The sequence below is a fragment of the Kordia sp. genome (assembly GCF_965283645.1).
GTDB lineage: Bacteria > Bacteroidota > Bacteroidia > Flavobacteriales > Flavobacteriaceae > Kordia.
Window position 1 is genome coordinate 400,609 of the sequence record NZ_CBDIPG010000001.1, and the last position, 18,400, is coordinate 419,008.

General features: G+C 32.8%; 11 protein-coding genes and 1 pseudogene. All 12 read left to right on the forward strand.

The genetic code is table 11. The annotated features are described in order from the left end of the window. The first annotated feature begins 89 nt into the window (after nucleotides 1–89). The 12 genes and pseudogenes from ACQ654_RS01715 (at nucleotide 90) to ACQ654_RS01770 (ending at nucleotide 18,294) form a co-directional block, all read left to right on the forward strand. Nucleotides 90–296, forward strand: a complete 207-nt coding sequence (locus ACQ654_RS01715; RefSeq protein ID WP_430408584.1) for a hypothetical protein — start codon at nucleotides 90–92, stop codon at nucleotides 294–296. 680 nt (nucleotides 297–976) lie between these two features. After that, nucleotides 977–1,609 carry a hypothetical protein gene (locus ACQ654_RS01720; protein ID WP_430408585.1) on the forward strand — a complete coding sequence of 211 codons (633 nt, stop codon included), beginning with the start codon at nucleotides 977–979 and terminating at the stop codon, nucleotides 1,607–1,609. 171 nt (nucleotides 1,610–1,780) lie between these two features. Next, the gene (locus ACQ654_RS01725) at nucleotides 1,781–2,302 is read left to right on the forward strand and encodes a peroxiredoxin family protein (RefSeq protein WP_430408586.1); all 522 of its coding nucleotides are present in this window, start codon (nucleotides 1,781–1,783) and stop codon (nucleotides 2,300–2,302) included. A gap of 7 nt (nucleotides 2,303–2,309) precedes the next feature. Next, nucleotides 2,310–4,508, forward strand: coding sequence for a peptidase domain-containing ABC transporter (locus ACQ654_RS01730; protein WP_430408587.1), 2,199 nt, complete (start codon nucleotides 2,310–2,312; stop codon nucleotides 4,506–4,508). A gap of 1,117 nt (nucleotides 4,509–5,625) precedes the next feature. Next, nucleotides 5,626–5,877, forward strand: a pseudogene (locus tag ACQ654_RS01735) (LytTR family transcriptional regulator DNA-binding domain-containing protein); the annotation flags it as partial. A 40-nt stretch (nucleotides 5,878–5,917) separates the two neighbouring features. Then, nucleotides 5,918–13,714 carry a DUF6443 domain-containing protein gene (locus ACQ654_RS01740; RefSeq protein WP_430408588.1) on the forward strand — a complete coding sequence of 2,599 codons (7,797 nt, stop codon included), beginning with the start codon at nucleotides 5,918–5,920 and terminating at the stop codon, nucleotides 13,712–13,714. Continuing rightward, a complete protein-coding gene (locus tag ACQ654_RS01745; RefSeq protein ID WP_430408589.1) occupies nucleotides 13,714–14,262 on the forward strand; it encodes a hypothetical protein in 549 nt (182 codons plus the stop codon). Before ACQ654_RS01740 ends, ACQ654_RS01745 begins: the two co-directional genes overlap by 1 nt. Nucleotides 14,263–14,499: 237 nt before the next feature. Beyond that, nucleotides 14,500–15,156 carry an IS1 family transposase gene (locus ACQ654_RS01750; RefSeq protein ID WP_430408590.1) on the forward strand — a complete coding sequence of 219 codons (657 nt, stop codon included), beginning with the start codon at nucleotides 14,500–14,502 and terminating at the stop codon, nucleotides 15,154–15,156. 100 nt (nucleotides 15,157–15,256) lie between these two features. Further along, entirely contained in the window at nucleotides 15,257–16,099 is an 843-nt protein-coding gene (locus tag ACQ654_RS01755; protein WP_430412990.1) for an RHS repeat-associated core domain-containing protein, read from the forward strand. Between the two features lie 2 nt (nucleotides 16,100–16,101). Then, entirely contained in the window at nucleotides 16,102–16,572 is a 471-nt protein-coding gene (locus tag ACQ654_RS01760) for a hypothetical protein (RefSeq protein WP_430408591.1), read from the forward strand. Nucleotides 16,573–16,748: 176 nt separating this feature from the next. Next, nucleotides 16,749–17,945: a polymorphic toxin type 44 domain-containing protein gene (locus ACQ654_RS01765; protein WP_430408592.1), complete on the forward strand. Its 1,197-nt coding sequence runs from the start codon at nucleotides 16,749–16,751 to the stop codon at nucleotides 17,943–17,945. Continuing rightward, entirely contained in the window at nucleotides 17,929–18,294 is a 366-nt protein-coding gene (locus ACQ654_RS01770) for a hypothetical protein (protein ID WP_430408593.1), read from the forward strand. Before ACQ654_RS01765 ends, ACQ654_RS01770 begins: the two co-directional genes overlap by 17 nt. The last annotated feature ends 106 nt before the right edge of the window (nucleotides 18,295–18,400 follow it).

Below are 18,400 nucleotides of genomic sequence, written 5' to 3' on the forward strand. Positions count from 1 at the left end.
TACTACCATCTCACTTCTCGTAACTATAAAACAAAGTCGTGGATTCCGAAAAACGAACGAGTAGGAAAAATATTAAAATTAGTATATTTATGAAAACATTAGAATTAAATCAAATGCAAAACCTTCAAGGAGGAGACGATGGTTATTGTACAGGATCAGCTGCACAGGTTTTATTAACTACTGGGGTTTTATTTTTCTCTGTTGCTACTGGTGGTTTAGGAGCAATTCTTGCTGCTGGAGCTGCATGGTATCTTACAATGGATTCTATTGGAAACGGAGCTTGTTACGAATTATAAATTATTATTTATGAAAAATAAAATAGCATATAGTATTATTATATTGACAATTACTTTTATGTCATATACATTCTTTATTAATGAATTAACATCAAATCAAATATTAATTTGTGTACTAATAGTATTATCAATGCTATTTATTCTTTTTTCGAAAAAAATAGTTAAAAAGTAACTAAATATTTATTGGAGATATCGAGTTTCTTGGTATCTCCATTAATTAAGTCGAAGTAAATATCTTGTAAAAAAGCTACTCATGAAAACATTCTATATAATTATGATTCTATGTGTATTAGCAATGGTAGTACACTCACTATTTCAAGGTAGTTTTGATATAAATATGGTTAAGTTTGCTGTGCCTTTATTGTTGTTATATGGCTATTTACTAATAAGAAAAAAGAAAACATAATGTTTTACGTATGATATAATTAAAAGAATAGCACTTTATATATTACTTGTAATACTTAATACTCATTATTTTAGGAGCGTTTGGTGTACTTGATTATCATAAATATATTTGGTCTGTCATATTCTTTACAGAACCTTTTATTTGATGCTCTTTTTTAATAAAAAAAAGCCCAAAAAATAACTTTCACATTTTTAAAAATCATAACAATAACTTTAGCTATAACGGCTAAGGCTAGCACAACTCACCCTTGTTTGTAACCACAAAAATTTACATTATGAAACTATCTACTACACTATATTTTTCATTACTCACGCTTTGTATGCTATGCTTTGGTATTATATCGCAAGGTGTTTTGGGTACGGAAACCTTGCTTGTAAACTCCTTAGCAGATATATATACGCAAGAACAATTGGCGCAAACCTTAGCATTCCAAAATAAATGGCAATGGGTTGGCTATGTGGCTACACCTTTGTTGTTATTGCTTAAAATTTCCATCATTGCCCTTGTGCTAGATGCAGGCATGTTTTTCTTTGACAAGCAGCTGAAATACAAATATATTTTCAGCGCCGTTGTTAAGGCAGAATTTGTTTTTCTGCTGGTTATCATTGTAAAAACCGCATGGCTATATCTTTTAGTACCCAACTACACCTTTGAAGACGTACAATACTTTTATCCGTTATCGGCATTATCAATTGTAGGCTATCAAGGTATAGAAGCTTGGTTTATGTATCCGCTACAAACATTAAATGTTTTTGAAATTGCCTATTGGTTTTTACTCGCCTACTTTATAGGGAAACAACTAAAAATAAGTTACGGCAAACGCTTTGCCATTGTAGCGAGTAGCTACGGTGTTGCACTTGTAATTTGGGTAGTAGGCATTGTGTTTTTAACGCTACATGTGAGTTAATTTTTTAGAAAAAAGAGTAAAGAATATAGAATTAAGTCTACTGTAGCATACGAACTACAGCACAAGGAAAACAACTAAAAGGATTCCTGCCTTACTGAATCAAGTTCAGCACAGGTAGCAGGAATGTAAAATAATAATTAAAAGAGATTTCCGCCTGCGCGGGAAATGAATATGAAAAAAATAATCAGTTTACTAACTATTGTAGTCATTTTGGCTACGTTGGGTTACTTTCTATATCATATTTCAAGCAAGGTAACCGCAAAACAAGAAGCCGCTTCACGTATTGAACATCTTCCGCGTTTTGAGCTACAAACAGTTGCTGGCACTTCGTTTACACACACAAACTTGATGCTAAATAAAGCAACAGTGTTGCTGTTTTTTAATAGCGAATGTGATTTTTGCCAGCATGAAGCAGAGAGTATTTTTGATGCTTTAGATCAATTTACTGACGTACAAGTATTGTTTATTTCGGCTGAACAGATAGAAACCATCAGCAACTTTGCTACCACATATCAACTTAACAATCAACCTAATATTACATTTTTACATGATAACAATAGTCTACTTGGTACTGCATTGGATATTCAATCTATCCCAACACTTTTAATATATGATTCCTCAAAGCAACTGATTAAAAAACATACAGGACAGCTAAAGGCTAACGGAATTTTGAAGATTATAAACAATTACTAATCTTACCATGAAAAAAACAACAGTTACAAAGAAAAAGATACAGAAGACGTTGGTACTACAGCACGATCAAAGTGATTGTGGTGTGGCGTGCTTATTGTCCGTTATTCAATTATACGGTGGAAGCAACACCTTAGAGAAACTCAGAGAACAAAGCGGAACTAACAAACAAGGAACTACCTTGCTTGGCTTGCACCAAGCGGCAAACGCACTTGGGTTTACTGCCGAAGGTTGCCAAGCAGACCTGCAAGCACTTATAAACCATAAACAACCTGTAATACTCCATGTGGTTATGGAAGATAAGTTGCAACATTATGTAGTGTGTTATGGTTTTGAAAACAATAAATTTAGTATTGGAGATCCTGCAAAAGGAATTTGTTACTACACCAAAGAAGCACTTATAGCCATATGGAAGTCAAAATCCTGTTTAACACTTACGCCAAACGAAACTTTTGAGCAAGCAACTGCCAAAGCCACATCTAAAAAACAATGGTTTTTAAGTGTGTTAAAACCCGATTACCGATTGTTAAAGTTTAGTATATTACTTGGTTTGTGCATAGCAATACTTGGTATGAGTATGGCAGTATTTTCACAAAAGCTTATTGATGATATACTACCTTCAAAAGATGTTAGTAAACTTGTATTGAGTGTTATATTAATTACTATTCTGTTACTTATAAAAGCACTCTTTAGTAGCTTACGCGATTATTTTTTGATACGACAAAGTAAGGATTTTAACAACCGTATTATTGATCGTTTTTACAGTTCGTTACTACACTTACCCAAACCATTTTTTGATACCCGTAAAATAGGTGAACTCGTTGCCCGATTGAATGATACACAACGCGTACAAAATGTGATTAAAACCGTTGTGGGCAACATTATCATTAATGCGCTTGTTGCTATGGTAGCTTTAGGATTTCTATTCTATTATTCATGGCACATAGGACTATTGGCTTTTGTTAGTTTGCCGTTTTATTTCTTTCTTATTTATAGCTTTAATACTAAAATTATCAAAGCACAAAAGCAAGTGATGCAAGGTTATGCCCTTAACGAGAGTAACTATATTACTTCCATGCAAGGCATAGCAACAATAAAGAACAATAACAGACAAGGTGTTTTTCAAAAGATAAATCAACTTATTTATGGCAACTTTCAAGAAAAGGCATTTTCATTAGGTAAGATCAATGTGCGTTTATCACTTATTTCGGGAATATTTAGTGTATTGTTTTTAATGGGGATTCTAGTATTTGCGGCATTTAAAGTATACAATGAAGTTATGCTTATTGGAGAACTCACGGCTGTTTTAGGCATTGCAGGTTCGTTGCTTCCATCGGTGGCTAGTTTGGCACTTGTAGCAATTCCGATTAATGAAGCAAAAGTAGCTTTTAATAGAATGTATGAGTTTGCTTCCATAGAAAAAGAAGCCCAAGGAGAAACGGAACTATCGTCGTTTGAATCGTTAGTGATTAAAAATGTATCATTTCGTTTTGTGGGACGTAAACAACTTTTAAAAAATATAAACATCACTCTAGGCAAGCATCAATGTATAGCCATTGTTGGCGAGAGTGGTAGTGGAAAAAGTACATTGGGGCAAATTGTTCAAAAATTCTACAACCATGAAAGCGGAAACATTACCATTAACAATACCATTTCATTAGATGCAGTACGCATTGAAGATTGGCGTAGTATTATTGGAGTAATACCACAAGAAGTTACCATCTTTTCGAGGCATGTACTCGATAACATTGTGCTAGGGCAAGAAGCCGTTTTTGAAGATATTCACAACTTTATTGTGGAATACGGTTTTGAAGATTTTATACAAAGCTTGCCACAAGGGTATGCAACTATTTTAGGTGAAGAAGGTGTTAACTTATCGGGTGGACAAAAACAGGTACTAGCACTTATACGTGTGTTGTACAAACGACCACAATTATTGATACTAGATGAGTTTACTTCGGCAATGGACAGAAATACCGAACGATTTGTATTGCAGTTACTAAGACGCTTAAAGCAAAAAATGAGCATCATTTTTATATCACACCGATTGCATTCACTAAAACAAATAGCAGATCATATATATGTTATAGAAAACGGTGAAACTACCGTACATGGTAGACATAAAGAGTTGCTACAAAACTCAAATTTTTATAGTGATTTTTGGAAAGGACTTTTACAGGAAAAAGATATGATTAACAACATATTATGAGTTTAAAAACACCAGAACACTTTTCTTTTTTTTTATAGTCCCCCTATGCCTGTTTTGACAAACTCAGTTATTGCTGTTTTATAGTTTATTAGCAACTTAAGATTGGTTGTTGAGTACCGTTGAAACAGGCTTTTTTTCCTTCGACTTCGCTAAGAGAAAGCCAAATAAGGGTAGTGAGCCTGTTGAAATATTGATTGCAATTAGTAGCCAGTAATGCTAATAAAATCAATGAAATGAAATTAAATAACACCACACTTTTACTACTAATAATTATAGTTGAAAGCATACTAATAGTCATTGTCGTAATCGTATTTGTAAGGCTGTTTTCTAAACTAAAACAAAAACCAACACTAAAAAATGAAGTAGACGAGGAACTTGAAAAAGAGTTAAATGATAATTCTTAAAATAAATACGTAGTGCTAAATACGCTAGGTTCGGTTTTGTTGAAGATAACCGTTGTCTATGTACCCGTAGATAAGCAAAGCGACTATGGTAGGTAGTTTTACAGTCGCTTTGCTACCTTAAAAATTAGTGCGCAACAAAGTAACATACTTTGCATTTATGGTATTCATATAGCCTACAGAAGACAGCAAAACAAGAAAAACTCTTATAAAATGTGTCTGTAAAACAAAACCATATGTTAAAAGCAAAAAGTAACATTTAATACACAACATCACTTTTTACTTCAATCTTTAATTTTATCTGATGCTCATAACTATTTTATTTTCAGCACCAGTTCCTTAAATGGGACAATTTATTTTAAAATAGTCGTAGGGATAGCATGGGAGTTGTGAAGACTATATTTTTAGTTTAAAAAAGCTGTTTTTATGTTAAAAATCAACGTTTATTAAAAAAATGTAACGTTTACAAAAAATAGTTGTCAGATATATGAAAACTATTTTTCTTTGTATAGAAAACAGCCACTTTACTCACCGCCCCTTTTTAATAAAACACAAAATTGTAATGCATATATGACTAAAAAAAGAGAAACACAGCGGCAGGAGTGTATAAAAAATAACAATACGATTCGTATCGGAAGTAAACACAAAGGAAAGCATGTTTATGTAAAGGATATTATTTATATACAAGCTAGTGAAAACTATACTTTTATACATCTTCAAAAGGAGGACGTATACTGAGTAGTAAATGTTTAAAACACTACGAGAACTTATTAACTAGTATAGGTTTTATACGTATCCACCGTTCTTTTTTGGTACATCTAATTCATATCAAAGAATATGAAGGAAAATATCGTTTGTTGCATCTGAGTGATCAAAACATATTGTCGATTAGTTATAGAAAAAAAACAAGTATTTCCAAAATTATTAACAATCAAGTATTTCCCCAAGCTACACAAGAAGTAGCATAAAATTAAAATTTAAAGAAAAATCACTAAAACAATTACATTTATGAAAAAACAAATCATGCTGATGATGTGTGTGATTTTTGGATTAACCGTACTTCCAAAATTACACGCACAGGACAACCCAAACCCAACAGAACTACCAACAATTATTCCCGCCTCACCAACAGTTGCAAATCTCATGCAATTTGAAGAAGTACCCGTAAGTCAATACACAGGTGTTCCTGATATTGGGATTCCTTTATTTGGAAAACAACTCGCGCCATCGGTCGGACTGAATGTATCACTACGCTATAACGCTACTGGTATTCGTATCGATGAACGTTCTGGTTGGACAGGTACGGGATGGAGTTTAGATGCTGGAGGGGCTATCTCACGAACCGTGGTTGGTGTGCCTGATGAAAAAAATGTGCCCAATCAAGGGATAGGTGTCTTACATAATAACTATTTCAATTATCCTTTTACTAATAATCCTGCCGCTTCTAATGAATTCCTTTGGAAAGGTGTTAGAGGAATTGAACGTTATGATACACAGCTTGATTTATACCAGTTTAGTTATTTAGGAAATTCAGGACGTTTTGTAGTGATTAAAAATACTGTAGGAAATTTAGAAGCTAAATTGTTATCCTATGATCAAAAACTAGAAATTGTTTTAATCTACAACCCTGTGACCTTAGTCATTGATGGGTTTGAAATTATCGATACCTCAGGAACGATTTATACCTTTGGACAGGGGGAGGAATATAAAGAAAAAACGGTTTCTACACCTCTATCAAGTGGAATTAGTGTTAGTGGAAGTAGCAATGTTTCTAGTGATATCTACTATTCTGCATGGATGTTAAAAAAGGTAACGACCAGTAATCTAAAAACGCTTTGCGAGTTTGAATACTCAGACATTCAAGAAAATTTTGAAACACCTGAAAATCATACGATTAAAAAAGTATTAGGTAATCCTAATACATCTGACTCAGATCACAGTCAATATAATGAAGGGTTATTAGAGTCTGGGAATTCTTATTCTGCTAGCGCACTTGAAATACAGTCTAAAAAACTAAGCCGTATTATTTTATCCAAAGATAATTCTAGCCTTGATTTTACGCATAGCATTGGACACCCAGAATATAGCGGATCTATCACGCCTGCGCTAAATCATACAGGCGCAAAACTGACACAGGTACAACGTAAAGATGCTAATGGTGCAATCGTGGAGACGTTTTCATTTACTTACAGCCAAACAACTACAGGCAATCGTTTATTTTTAAATCAAGTCAATCACACCAGAGGAAATATAACCCTTCCCTATGTGATGAGCTATCATAATAAAGAAAATTTACCTGCTTTTGGTGATATTCAAAAAAATCGTTGGGGCTATTTTAATGCAGGTGATGTTACCACAGGAGTCTTAACGGAAATGCGCTATCCAACAGGTGGTGTAAAATCATTTGGATTTGAATCCAATACTTTTAGTTATTTTGGTGATCAACCCGTAAACCTTCGCGATATTCCTGAGAATCAAACAAGCTATACTGCTGATTATTTGATGACAGATCAGCTTAATCCAAACTCAGGATTTACGCCAACGGTCAAATTCATTTATATAGAAGGACGCTCAACAGCGACCACACTTAATATCAATTCAATTACTACCGCCTCAAACCAACCATTTGGTAATGAACTTGATAATTTTCACGTAAAAATAACACCAGTAACAATACTCGAATCGGTTGGATTTGATCCAGATTGTACAGGGTTTTGTCAAGGGCCAGGAAGTGTTTCAGATTTTGAACCAGCTAACTATGATAATTCATTTACCTATAAAGTCACAACCACATCACATCAACCAATTTTATCGACAGGGTGGTACTTTGTAGAATTAGATCATGATCAGTATATCTCTTCCAATATTAATGAAGTAACCGTTGATTTTTCAATTACTTATCCAAAATTCACACCAAATCAAAAATACTTTAATGGTGGCGGTCTGCGTATTGGGTCTATTGCTTTTAAAGACAAAGATACTGTAGCGACAAAAACTCACTATGATTACACGGAGTTTGTAGATTCAACAGTTTCAAGTGGATCATTTGATGGTGAACTTTATGACAAACCATATACAATTAGTCGAAGATATACGATGATTAATAATATTAATTGGATTCCTAGTTCTGTAAAATATCAAGTTCAAAATTACAGCAATGCTGTGAATGTGCAAATGACCAAAGGGAATTATGTAGGATATCAAAATGTTCGAGTGTATAAAGAAAATAATGGAGCAACAAAATACACCTTTACCTCTCCAAAAGATGATCCAACCTTTACAAGTCTAGTCTATCCATTTGTACCGCAACCAGATTTAGATCATAAACGCGGATTACTGACCAAACAAGAAATTTTTGATGATGATAATCGTAAACTCAAAGAAGTAATCAACAGTTACACTTCTTCTTCGAAGCAGGTTGCTACAAATGTACAAATGAGCCTTAAGCAATTTACCAGTTGTGAATGGGATCAATTTTTTAATACATATAATGGTTATCTTACGAGTTCTGTAGAAAAAAATTATGTGCCCATACCTTTTGGTGAAGAAGGGTACATACCGCCTCCAATTGCTAATAATTGCGGGGATGCTTCAAGTTATATCGATTCACATTTTTACTATTATTATGCGGGTATTTCTCAGTTAACTGAGACCATCACGAATGATTATTTTTATGATCTAGCATCGAATCAAAACGCAACTACTACAAGAGAAACATTTTCATACCATCCAATAAATTTTCAATTAAAAGAAAAGCATAGTTTCTTTGATGAAAAAGGCACAGAGCAGGATTATATGACTAAGTATTACTACCCTGTTGATACGAGTTTCCCTAGCGGAGGCAATAGTACAACCATTCGAAATGCGCTTGTAAGCTTAAATAAAATCAATGAAGTATTGGAGACTCAGAGCTATAAAAATGGTTCGTTTTTAAACCAAATAAAAACAGAATATCACGAGTTTGAAACAGATCTTATTTTACCAAAAATAGTTGCTGTTTCAAAAGGAACAGACGCCTTAGAAAACCGATTGGAATATCAGCGCTATGATTCCTATGGCAATATTTTACAGGTCAGTCAAACAGACGGAACACCCATCAGTTATATATGGGGTTATGATCAAACATTCCCTGTAGCACAGCTTATCGGAGTTAGTTTTTCTGAGATTGAAACATTGTTGGGTAATAACTTCAATACTGGAAGCTCTGGGCTAAGTAATACGCAAATAAGCAATTTACAAACCAGTTTTCCAGAGACACAATTTAGTCATTACACCTATGATCCTATGATCGGGGTTATTAGCGGAACAGACGCAAGAGGTTATATCACAACCTATGTGTACGATGATTTTCATCGATTAAAACAAGTAAAGGATGCTGATGGTAATATCTTAGCAGGCAATGAATATTTTTATCGTACAAGCAATGATGCCTTAGACAATTATGTAAAAACTATCATCTACAATGAGGCTACTCAAGACGGACTTAATGTTAGTGACTGGAATACCTTAGAAAACATAAATTATGTAGATGGGCTTGGACGTACAAAACAATCCATTGCAATTGGACAAGGTGGAAATAATGAAGACATTGTTACACCTTTTGACTATGATGCTATTGGACGAAAAGAGAAAGAATTCTTGCCATATGCCACGACAAGCTTGCAAGGAGCTATTCATTCCAATGCGCTAGTAAATCAAGCAACATTTTACAATGTGGTAAAATATGAAAATACCCTCAATGCTTATAGTGAGCAATTTTTTGAAGATTCGCCACTTAATCGTGTACAAGAAGTTGGTGCACCAGGACTTGATTGGGAAATCAATAAAACCAAAGATGATGATCATACGATCAAAATGGGATATCAAACAAACTCTCATAACGGAATCCTTACTGATAAAAAATTTGATAACGTGCGTCGTTTTAAAGCCTCATTTGGAAGCGGTTATACTGATGTAAGTTTACAAGAAGATGGTTTTTATTTAGCAGGTGAACTCTATAAATCAATTCTTAAAGATGAAAACTGGCAACCTAATGGTACTGATCCTAGTCTATGGACAAAAGATCATACCACAGAGGAATTTAAAAACAAATTAGGACAAGTACTACTTAAGCGTACCTATAATGGAATAGAAGTACTAGATACTTATTACATCTATGATGATTTTGGAAATCTGACCTATGTATTACCACCAGAGGCTTCTATAAAAACAAGCATTGACACAACAGTATTAGACGAATTATGTTACCAATACAAATACGACCATAGAAACAGACTGATTGAAAAGAAAATTCCTGCCAAAGGATGGGAATACATTGTGTATGACAAATTAGATCGTCCTGTACTTACACAAGACATCAACTTACGAAGTACAAACACATGGCTGTTTACCAAATATGATGTATTTGGAAGAGTAGCTTATACAGGAACAGTAATCAATAGTGGCAGTAGAGCGAGTCTGCAAGTCATAATTGATGGAACAGCTCTTTATGAATCGCGTACAACAAGTCCAACGACTATGACTATCGATGGAACAGCTATATATTATTCAAATACAAACTATCCAAATGATGATAGTATCGAATTGCTTACGGTAAACTACTATGACGATTACCTTTGGAGTGCAGGCAGTGCTTTGGAAGCAGATTATAATTTAGACACGCAAAGTGGTTTAGATGTTACAGGTAATACCATCTCAAAACCAGCAAATGCTTCTACTGGATGGAATACAGGTTTTACTACAGCAGGATATATCTATGGAGATGGATATATTCAGTACAAAGTAACTTCTACAGATAAAAAACTCATGGTAGGACTTTCTGCTATCAATTCAGCTGAAAATGATCATTACGACACCATTGATTATGCCATCTATACAGGGTATGGAGGATTACAACGTGTTTATTTATATCAAGAAGGTGTATTTGAAAGTCTCTCAACAACGACCTATCAGGTAGGTGATGTTTTTAAAGTAGAACGTTCAGCAAATCAAATACTCTTTAAAAAGAACGATGAAATCTTTCATGCAGTTGCTACAACGTACACAGGAGTACTCATAGGAGATGCATCCTTCTTTGACCCTGAGGTCGCTATTGAAGACATGCATATCGGGTATGCTAGTTATGGACAAGCTTTTTCAGCCAATGTCAAAGGATTGGCTACAGGAAGTAAAGTACGTGTGTTAGGAACTGATAAATGGATTACATCGGAATCTTATTATGATGAAAAGGGAAGACCCATACATGGTGTTTCTAAAAATGAGTATCTCCATACACAAGATGTAAGCAGTAGTTTATTAGACTTTAGTGGTAAAGTATTAGCGCAAAAAACAACACATCTCAAAGAAAAGAACAATCCTATTGTTACTATTGATAATTATAGTTATGACAAAAGTTCACGATTATTATATCAAACCAAACAAATCAATGGAGGCAACAAAGAATTGATTGCAAAGAATAATTATGATGAACTTGGACAACTGGTACAAAAACAAGTTGGCGGATCGCTTCCAAGTATCAGCACCTATACTCATGTAAACTCTAATTTGAATGTAAGTGGAAATATCATTGAGAAAACAGCAGGCAGTACCAGTACTTGGGATGCAGGGCTAGTTACCGATACCACCATAAATGGAGACGGATATGTGAGTTTCAGTCCTGTAAAAATCTCAGATTACCTCATGGCTGGTTTATCAGATGATATCAGTGGAACAGATCATTACAACTCTATTGATTATGCAATTTATGTCTATTGGGGAAATATAAATATTTATGAGTCTGGTACTAACAAAGGTCTAAAAGGAAACTATGTTTTAGGAGATGTATTAAAAGTAGAACGTCGAGATAACAAAATCTATTATCTAAAAAATGAAGAAGTATTTTATATTTCAGAATTCTCTGATAATGGCAACCCGCTTGTGGGAGATGTTTGTATAAACTCTTCTGGAGGAAAAGTACAAGATCTTGTCTTGATAGATTTGGAAAAACAGCTTCAAGAGGTTGATTATACGTATAACATCAGAGGATGGCTCAAAGGTATTAATAATGTAAATGATCAAGGAAACGATCTATTTAGCTTTGCACTGAAATACAATGACATCACTGATCCGACCAGGAAACTATTCAATGGAAACATCAGTAGTACGCTATGGAGAACCAAAGGAGCAGACAGTTCATTAAAGAACTATGAATATGATTATGATCCATTAAACAGAATTACAAGTGCTAAAGACAATACAGGAAATTACAGTCTTGATTATGTAGATTATGATCTAAATGGAAATATTGAAAAACTGGTCAGAATAGGTCATACCGATGCCAATGCAACGGTCTTTGGAATAATGGATGATTTGAATTACTTCTATGTTGGTAATCAGCTGATGAGTGTCGCAGATGCAAGTAACATTGATTATGGATTCAAAAATGGAAATACCACAGGTGATGATTACAGCTATGATGCCAATGGAAACATGATTGAAGATAAAAACAAGGATATTACAAATATCAGTTACAACTATTTAAACTTACCAGAGCAAATAACCTTTGTTAATGAAAGTACAATTTCATACATTTACGACGCAACAGGGATGAAGCAAGAGAAAATAGTATTTGATAGTAGCCTCTCAAGTAGTCAATCTACTTTTTATGCAGGAAACTACATTTACAAAAAGGGCTCAGCACGATCTCCTATTGCACTTACGTTCTTTAACAGTGAAGAAGGCTACATAGAACCTGTAATTGATACTGAAGGTGGTGGAAACAAAATCATAGATTTTGATTACACTTATCAATACAAAGATCACTTAGGAAATATCAGACTTTCCTATCAAGACATGGATGCTAATGGAACAATTGATCCAATAACTGAGATCAAAGAAGAAAATCATTATTATCCTTTTGGATTGAAACATAAAGGGTATAATTCTCAAATTACAGGAAGAGATCATCAGTATGGATACAACGGAAAAGAGGAAAATGACGAACTTGGACTTGAGTGGCAAGATTTTGGAGCTAGAAATTATGATGCTTCTATTGGACGTTGGATGAATATTGATCCTTTAGCAGAGCAAATGAGAAGACATTCTCCTTATAATTATGCATTTGATAATCCTATTTATTGGCAAGACCCTGATGGTATGGCTCCACAAGGAGCAGATGATGTGACTACAAAAGTTTCTAACACCCAAAGGGTTGGAAGTCTAGTGCGAAGAGATATCAAAATGACAGTTACGGTGTCAGTTGTTAACTTGACAGGAGCAGATTTATCAAAAACTATGTTTAATAAAAAAAGCGGTACTGTTAGATTGGCAAACTTTGAGGGTAATACAATGGGGTATGATAACTCTGCTCAAAAAAACATTAAGGACAATATTACAGAATTTAATATTGAATATAAAGTTATTACATCTTTAGACGATATTGGAGAAAATGATCATGTTTTATTAATCTCAAAAGAGGCTCAAACTGACCCAAATAGTGGGGATTATAGCGAGGTTGGATTAGCTACTCTTAATGGAAGAGTGTCAACTGTAGAAGATGGTACTATTGCTACAGGGAATTTTGATGAAGCAGTTCAACATGAACTTGGACATAATTTAGGTTTAAACCATTCAAAGCTAAATGACTTGATGTTTAAGTTTGTAAATGGTAGTACCAGTCTAACATCAAAGAAGAAAGGAGACATTGTTGGAGGGCAAATCGACTCTACGCAAGGTGATGGAACTGTTAAAGAATCTTCGAAATATAATAAATCTAGTAGAGAATTAGCAAATCTTTTTATATTAAATAACGAAACAACATTTAAGTGATGAAAATAAAATATTATGCATTGTCGTTTTTAGTCTTATTTATTTTATTATGCTGTAAAGATCAAAACAAAAATAAAAAAGTGGACTATAGATTTTTCTCTATAGAAATACCTAACGACTGGAGAAAAATAGAATTAATTGGAATTGATTCTCATGTAGGTGGAATTGTAACCAATAAAAATGACTCTATAACATTTGATTATGGCAGAGATACGCCTGACAATAATGAAGTATTAGGAGTTAGTCATATAAATGAAAAAGATAAATTAGATTCTTTAGGTTTTCCTGTTTCAGAAATATTTTTTTCAAAATACCCGAAAATAGATATGAATCAAGGTACTTTTCACAATGAATATTATTACTATGATAATATTGATAATAGAGAGGTGAAAATAGGAGTTCCTAAAAAAATAGGTGCAGGGATAACTTCAATTTTCTTTGATAGTTTAACTAACAGAAATGATAACCTTTATTTATATGGACGTGATCTCGATACATTGGAACAATTTAAACTCTTGAAAGCTTTTAGAACAATAAAAATAAAATAGCCTGCTATCTCCGAGATAGTTTCACAATAAACTGTCCCATTTAGGTAATGGGTGAAAATGGTGCTTTAGAAAAAAAGTGAAATTTTGATATTGATTATCAATAACTTAAATAAAAAATGAGTCTCTTAATTGAGGCTCATTCTAGTTCTTTGAAATAATGAAAGTTCCTTAGAGTGTATAAAATAAAGAATCTATTTCCCTTCGTGGTGTAAATTGGTGCTTGGTATATTTGTGGTTATGAATTGTAAAAAATGTAATCAATCACATTGTATCAAAAAAGGGAAACGAAATGGTCGACAACGTTATCATTGTAAAAATTGCAAACACAATTTTCAAGATAATTATACATACAATGCTTATAAAGTAACTACCAATATTTGGATTACCAGATTATTAAAAAATAGTTGTGGAGTTATGGATGTTTCAAGAATATTAGAAATTTCTCCAAAAACAGTTCTGTCAAGAATGTTAAAGATTAGTAAACAGATTAAGATTCCATATTTCAATAAGTTTGGATGCACGTTTGAAGTAGATGAAATGTTCGTGAGAATCGGAAATAAAGAAACAAAAAATTATTTGACTTATGCTATCGAACGGAAAACCAAGGATGTAATTGGTTTTGTAATTGGCAATAGAAACACAGAAAACTTGAAATTTGTTATTGATAAAGTTCTCCTACTCCAACCCAATAGAATTTATACAGATCGTTTAAATATTTATTCAAGTTTAATTCCAAAAGAAATTCACAAACGCTTTCAATATTGTACCAACAAAATTGAAAGAATGAATTTAACCTTACGAACACATATCAAGCGATTAATTAGAAGAACAATTTGTTTTTCAAAAAGTAAGATTTATCTTGAAGCTCATTTAAAGATTTACTTTTGGGGATAGTAATGATAAATTGAAAATTCTCAATAAAAATACACGTTCATTGAAAATAACTCATTAAGAATTAAGATAATAGACTGGTTTTTAACACTCTTTCAAAAACATAAAAGCGGACTTCTACCCTTTTGGCTTAAAACATAAAGGGTATAATAACCAAATTACAGGGAGAGATCATCAGTATGGTTACAATGGTAAAGAGGAACAAAACGAGTTAGGATTGGTTTGGCAAGATTATGGAGCTAGAAATTATGAAGCTTCTATAGGACGTTGGATGAATATTGATCCACTAGCTAGCAAATATTATAAAATTTCTCCTTATGTATATGTTGCTAGTAACCCAGTAATGTTTATTGATCCAAATGGAAAAGAAATTATCATTCCTTATGTTGGCAATAAGAATAGTTCAAAAAATGTAAGAAATAAAGTTGAGATTTATCAAAACTTACAAAAACTTACAAATGATAAGATCAAATTAGTTGAAACTAGAAAAGGTTATAGAGTGCTAATAGTCAAAGGGGAAACCACTAATAGTGATAAAAATTTGATTGAAGGAACTAAGCTAGTTTCAGAACTAATTAAGTCTAAGAAAAAAATATCAATTAAAACAGGAAAAGAAAACCGAATAGATAAAAGTAAAAATGGGAATAGTAATATTACTTTTGATCCTAACAATGAGGCTGACGGAACTAAAGGTAATGCTATACAAAATGAAGATGGTAGTTATGGAAGACCTGTCGAGATTGGTTTAGCTCATGAGTTAATTCATGCAGACCTAAATGCAAAAAATAAAGTTGATAAAACTGAAGTTACAGTAATAAATCCAGATAAACCTTATCAAGGAGAAAAAGTTACAACTGATCAAGATGAGCTAAATGTTAGAGAAACAGAAAATAAAATACGTGAAGAACAAAAGGTTAAAGCTAGAAAGAAGTTAGAAAAAATATAAAGATGGGAAAAAATCAAATTATTATTTACTGTGTCATATCAATATTGTTTTTTGGATGCTTTGAAAATAAAGAAAAGCCCCCAAAAGATCAAAAAATGACAATTATTAGAGATTCAACATATACTAAATTTATGATTGGAAAAAATCACTCTCTTTGGGAACCTAGTAATAAAGATTTTGTTGAAATAAATTCAATAATTGAAGATGCTATTCAAGATGGAGAATTTTATTTCCTAAAAACTAAGAGTATTTCTGAAATTAAAAAATATTACAGACAATATTTGTTTTATACAGATGACAAAGGCTTAAAAATAGTATTTATTAATTCAATGTGTAATATTTCAAGTTACAATGATACAGATTGGAGAAAAGAAATGTTAGACATAGCCGATGGTGGAGACTGTTACTGGAGCCTTAAAATTGATTTAACAAATAAAAAACTATTTAGTCTTAAAGTAAATACAGAAGGCTAATTTGGGTAATGGTACAGAATAGTTGATGAACTAATTTTGAATCATAAATATTTGTAAAACAATAAATTTAAAAAAAGATTTATATTGTAAAAGGATGGACACAATGTTCATCCTTTTCTTTTTAAATATGATTAGAAAGTGACGTTCACATTTCATAAATTTACGACGCAACAGGGATGAAGCAAGAGAAAATAGTATTTGATAGTAGCCTCTCAAGTAGTCAATCTACTTTTTATGCAGGAAACTACATTTACAAAAAGGGCTCAGCACAATCGCCTGTGGTACTTACGTTCTTTAACAGTGAAGAAGGTTACATAGAACCTGTAGTTGACAATGAAGGTGGAGGAAACAGAATTGTTGACTTTGATTACACCTATCAATACAAGGATCATTTAGGAAATATCAGACTTTCCTATCAAGACATGGATGCTAATGGAACAATTGATCCAATAACTGAGATCAAAGAAGAGAATCATTATTATCCTTTTGGATTTGAACACAAAGGATACAATAATGTCATAAATGGTACTGAAAATAACTATCATACTTATGTAGGTAAAGAACGAAATGAAAGCCTTGATTATAATATGTTGGAAATGGATTGGCGTCATTACGACCCAGCTTTAGGTAGGTTTAATGTAATAGATGCATTAGCAGATAGTTTTGTAGAAAACACACCATATCATTATGGCTATAATAATCCAATTTCATTTATTGACCCAACTGGTCTATACTCAATACATACAGATGAATCTGGAAACGTTCTTAAAAATGTAGATGATGGTGACGATGGTGTTTATGTACACGAAGGTGCTACTACAGAGGCAGATATAGATAAAACGTATAGCGCTAAAGACACAAGTGCAGGTGGTGAAAAAATCGGCGAATTAGGAGGAGTTATAAACGCAGATAAAATTTATGCAAATGCGTTAGCTAACAATATAGCTGAAGCAGAGGGAATTTACAATCCTTTTACTTTCCGAAATAATGTAAAAAATAACGGAAAATGGGATTTAAAAAATAATACAGAAACAATTTTTGGTTTAGCTAACGATGGTGAAACGCAGTTTTCATTTGAAGGAGAATTGTTTGAATCTCAAGATATCGGAAATCATCATTTTGGAGCAGTAGGAAAGGCAGCAAACTTATTTTCTGAAGAATTTATGTTAGAACGAGCAGGAGTCGCTCAAGTTGCAGCAGGTACTTCTAAACCAGAATGGCAAAAGTTTAAAACAGTAAAAACTGTAAATTATACAAAAACGGGAAGACCTATTTTTGGTGAGAAAAAAGTTTCTGCGCCACCTTATGGAGATGACCCACGAGACCAAAGTTTCATCAAAAAAGGATTTAAATATTATGATAAGCAGAAATAAATTGAAAATTCTTATTGCAATAATTGTTGTAGTAGTTTTTTATGGAGTATACAAACTTTCTTCTTTTTCTCTTTTTGATGAAAATAAGAATGTAGCATCTATTGAGACTATTAATTTAGCTAATAAACCATATGATATTAAGGTTTATTATATTCCTTCAAATGCTGCTACACAATCGAATATTCAAATAAGAAAGGTGCAAGATGAATCAGAAGAAATACTTCAAGTTTATGAAAGGTATAATTTTTTAGAAAGCTATGAAGTGAAAAATGACAGCTTATTTATAATAGTAAATGATACGCTGCGGAAACACGTTAAAGCGAAGAGGTTTGGTGTTAAACTTCCATAGAATAATAGACCACTCTTCGGAGTGGTAATGGTATAAATTAGGGCATAGCTTTAATTTGAAATATAAATAATTGAAAAACAGTAGTTAATAAAATATTTAGCTACTG

Excerpts from the sequence above, each read along its gene's own strand:
- ACQ654_RS01715 (WP_430408584.1), top strand. The coding sequence starts at position 90 with ATGAAAACATTAGAATTAAATCAAATGCAAAACCTTCAAGGAGGAGAC.
- ACQ654_RS01720 (WP_430408585.1), top strand. The coding sequence starts at position 977 with ATGAAACTATCTACTACACTATATTTTTCATTACTCACGCTTTGTATG.
- ACQ654_RS01725 (WP_430408586.1), top strand. The coding sequence starts at position 1,781 with ATGAAAAAAATAATCAGTTTACTAACTATTGTAGTCATTTTGGCTACG.
- ACQ654_RS01730 (WP_430408587.1), top strand. The coding sequence starts at position 2,310 with ATGAAAAAAACAACAGTTACAAAGAAAAAGATACAGAAGACGTTGGTA.
- ACQ654_RS01740 (WP_430408588.1), top strand. The coding sequence starts at position 5,918 with ATGAAAAAACAAATCATGCTGATGATGTGTGTGATTTTTGGATTAACC.
- ACQ654_RS01745 (WP_430408589.1), top strand. The coding sequence starts at position 13,714 with ATGAAAATAAAATATTATGCATTGTCGTTTTTAGTCTTATTTATTTTA.
- ACQ654_RS01750 (WP_430408590.1), top strand. The coding sequence starts at position 14,500 with ATGAATTGTAAAAAATGTAATCAATCACATTGTATCAAAAAAGGGAAA.
- ACQ654_RS01760 (WP_430408591.1), top strand. The coding sequence starts at position 16,102 with ATGGGAAAAAATCAAATTATTATTTACTGTGTCATATCAATATTGTTT.
- ACQ654_RS01765 (WP_430408592.1), top strand. The coding sequence starts at position 16,749 with ATGAAGCAAGAGAAAATAGTATTTGATAGTAGCCTCTCAAGTAGTCAA.
- ACQ654_RS01770 (WP_430408593.1), top strand. The coding sequence starts at position 17,929 with ATGATAAGCAGAAATAAATTGAAAATTCTTATTGCAATAATTGTTGTA.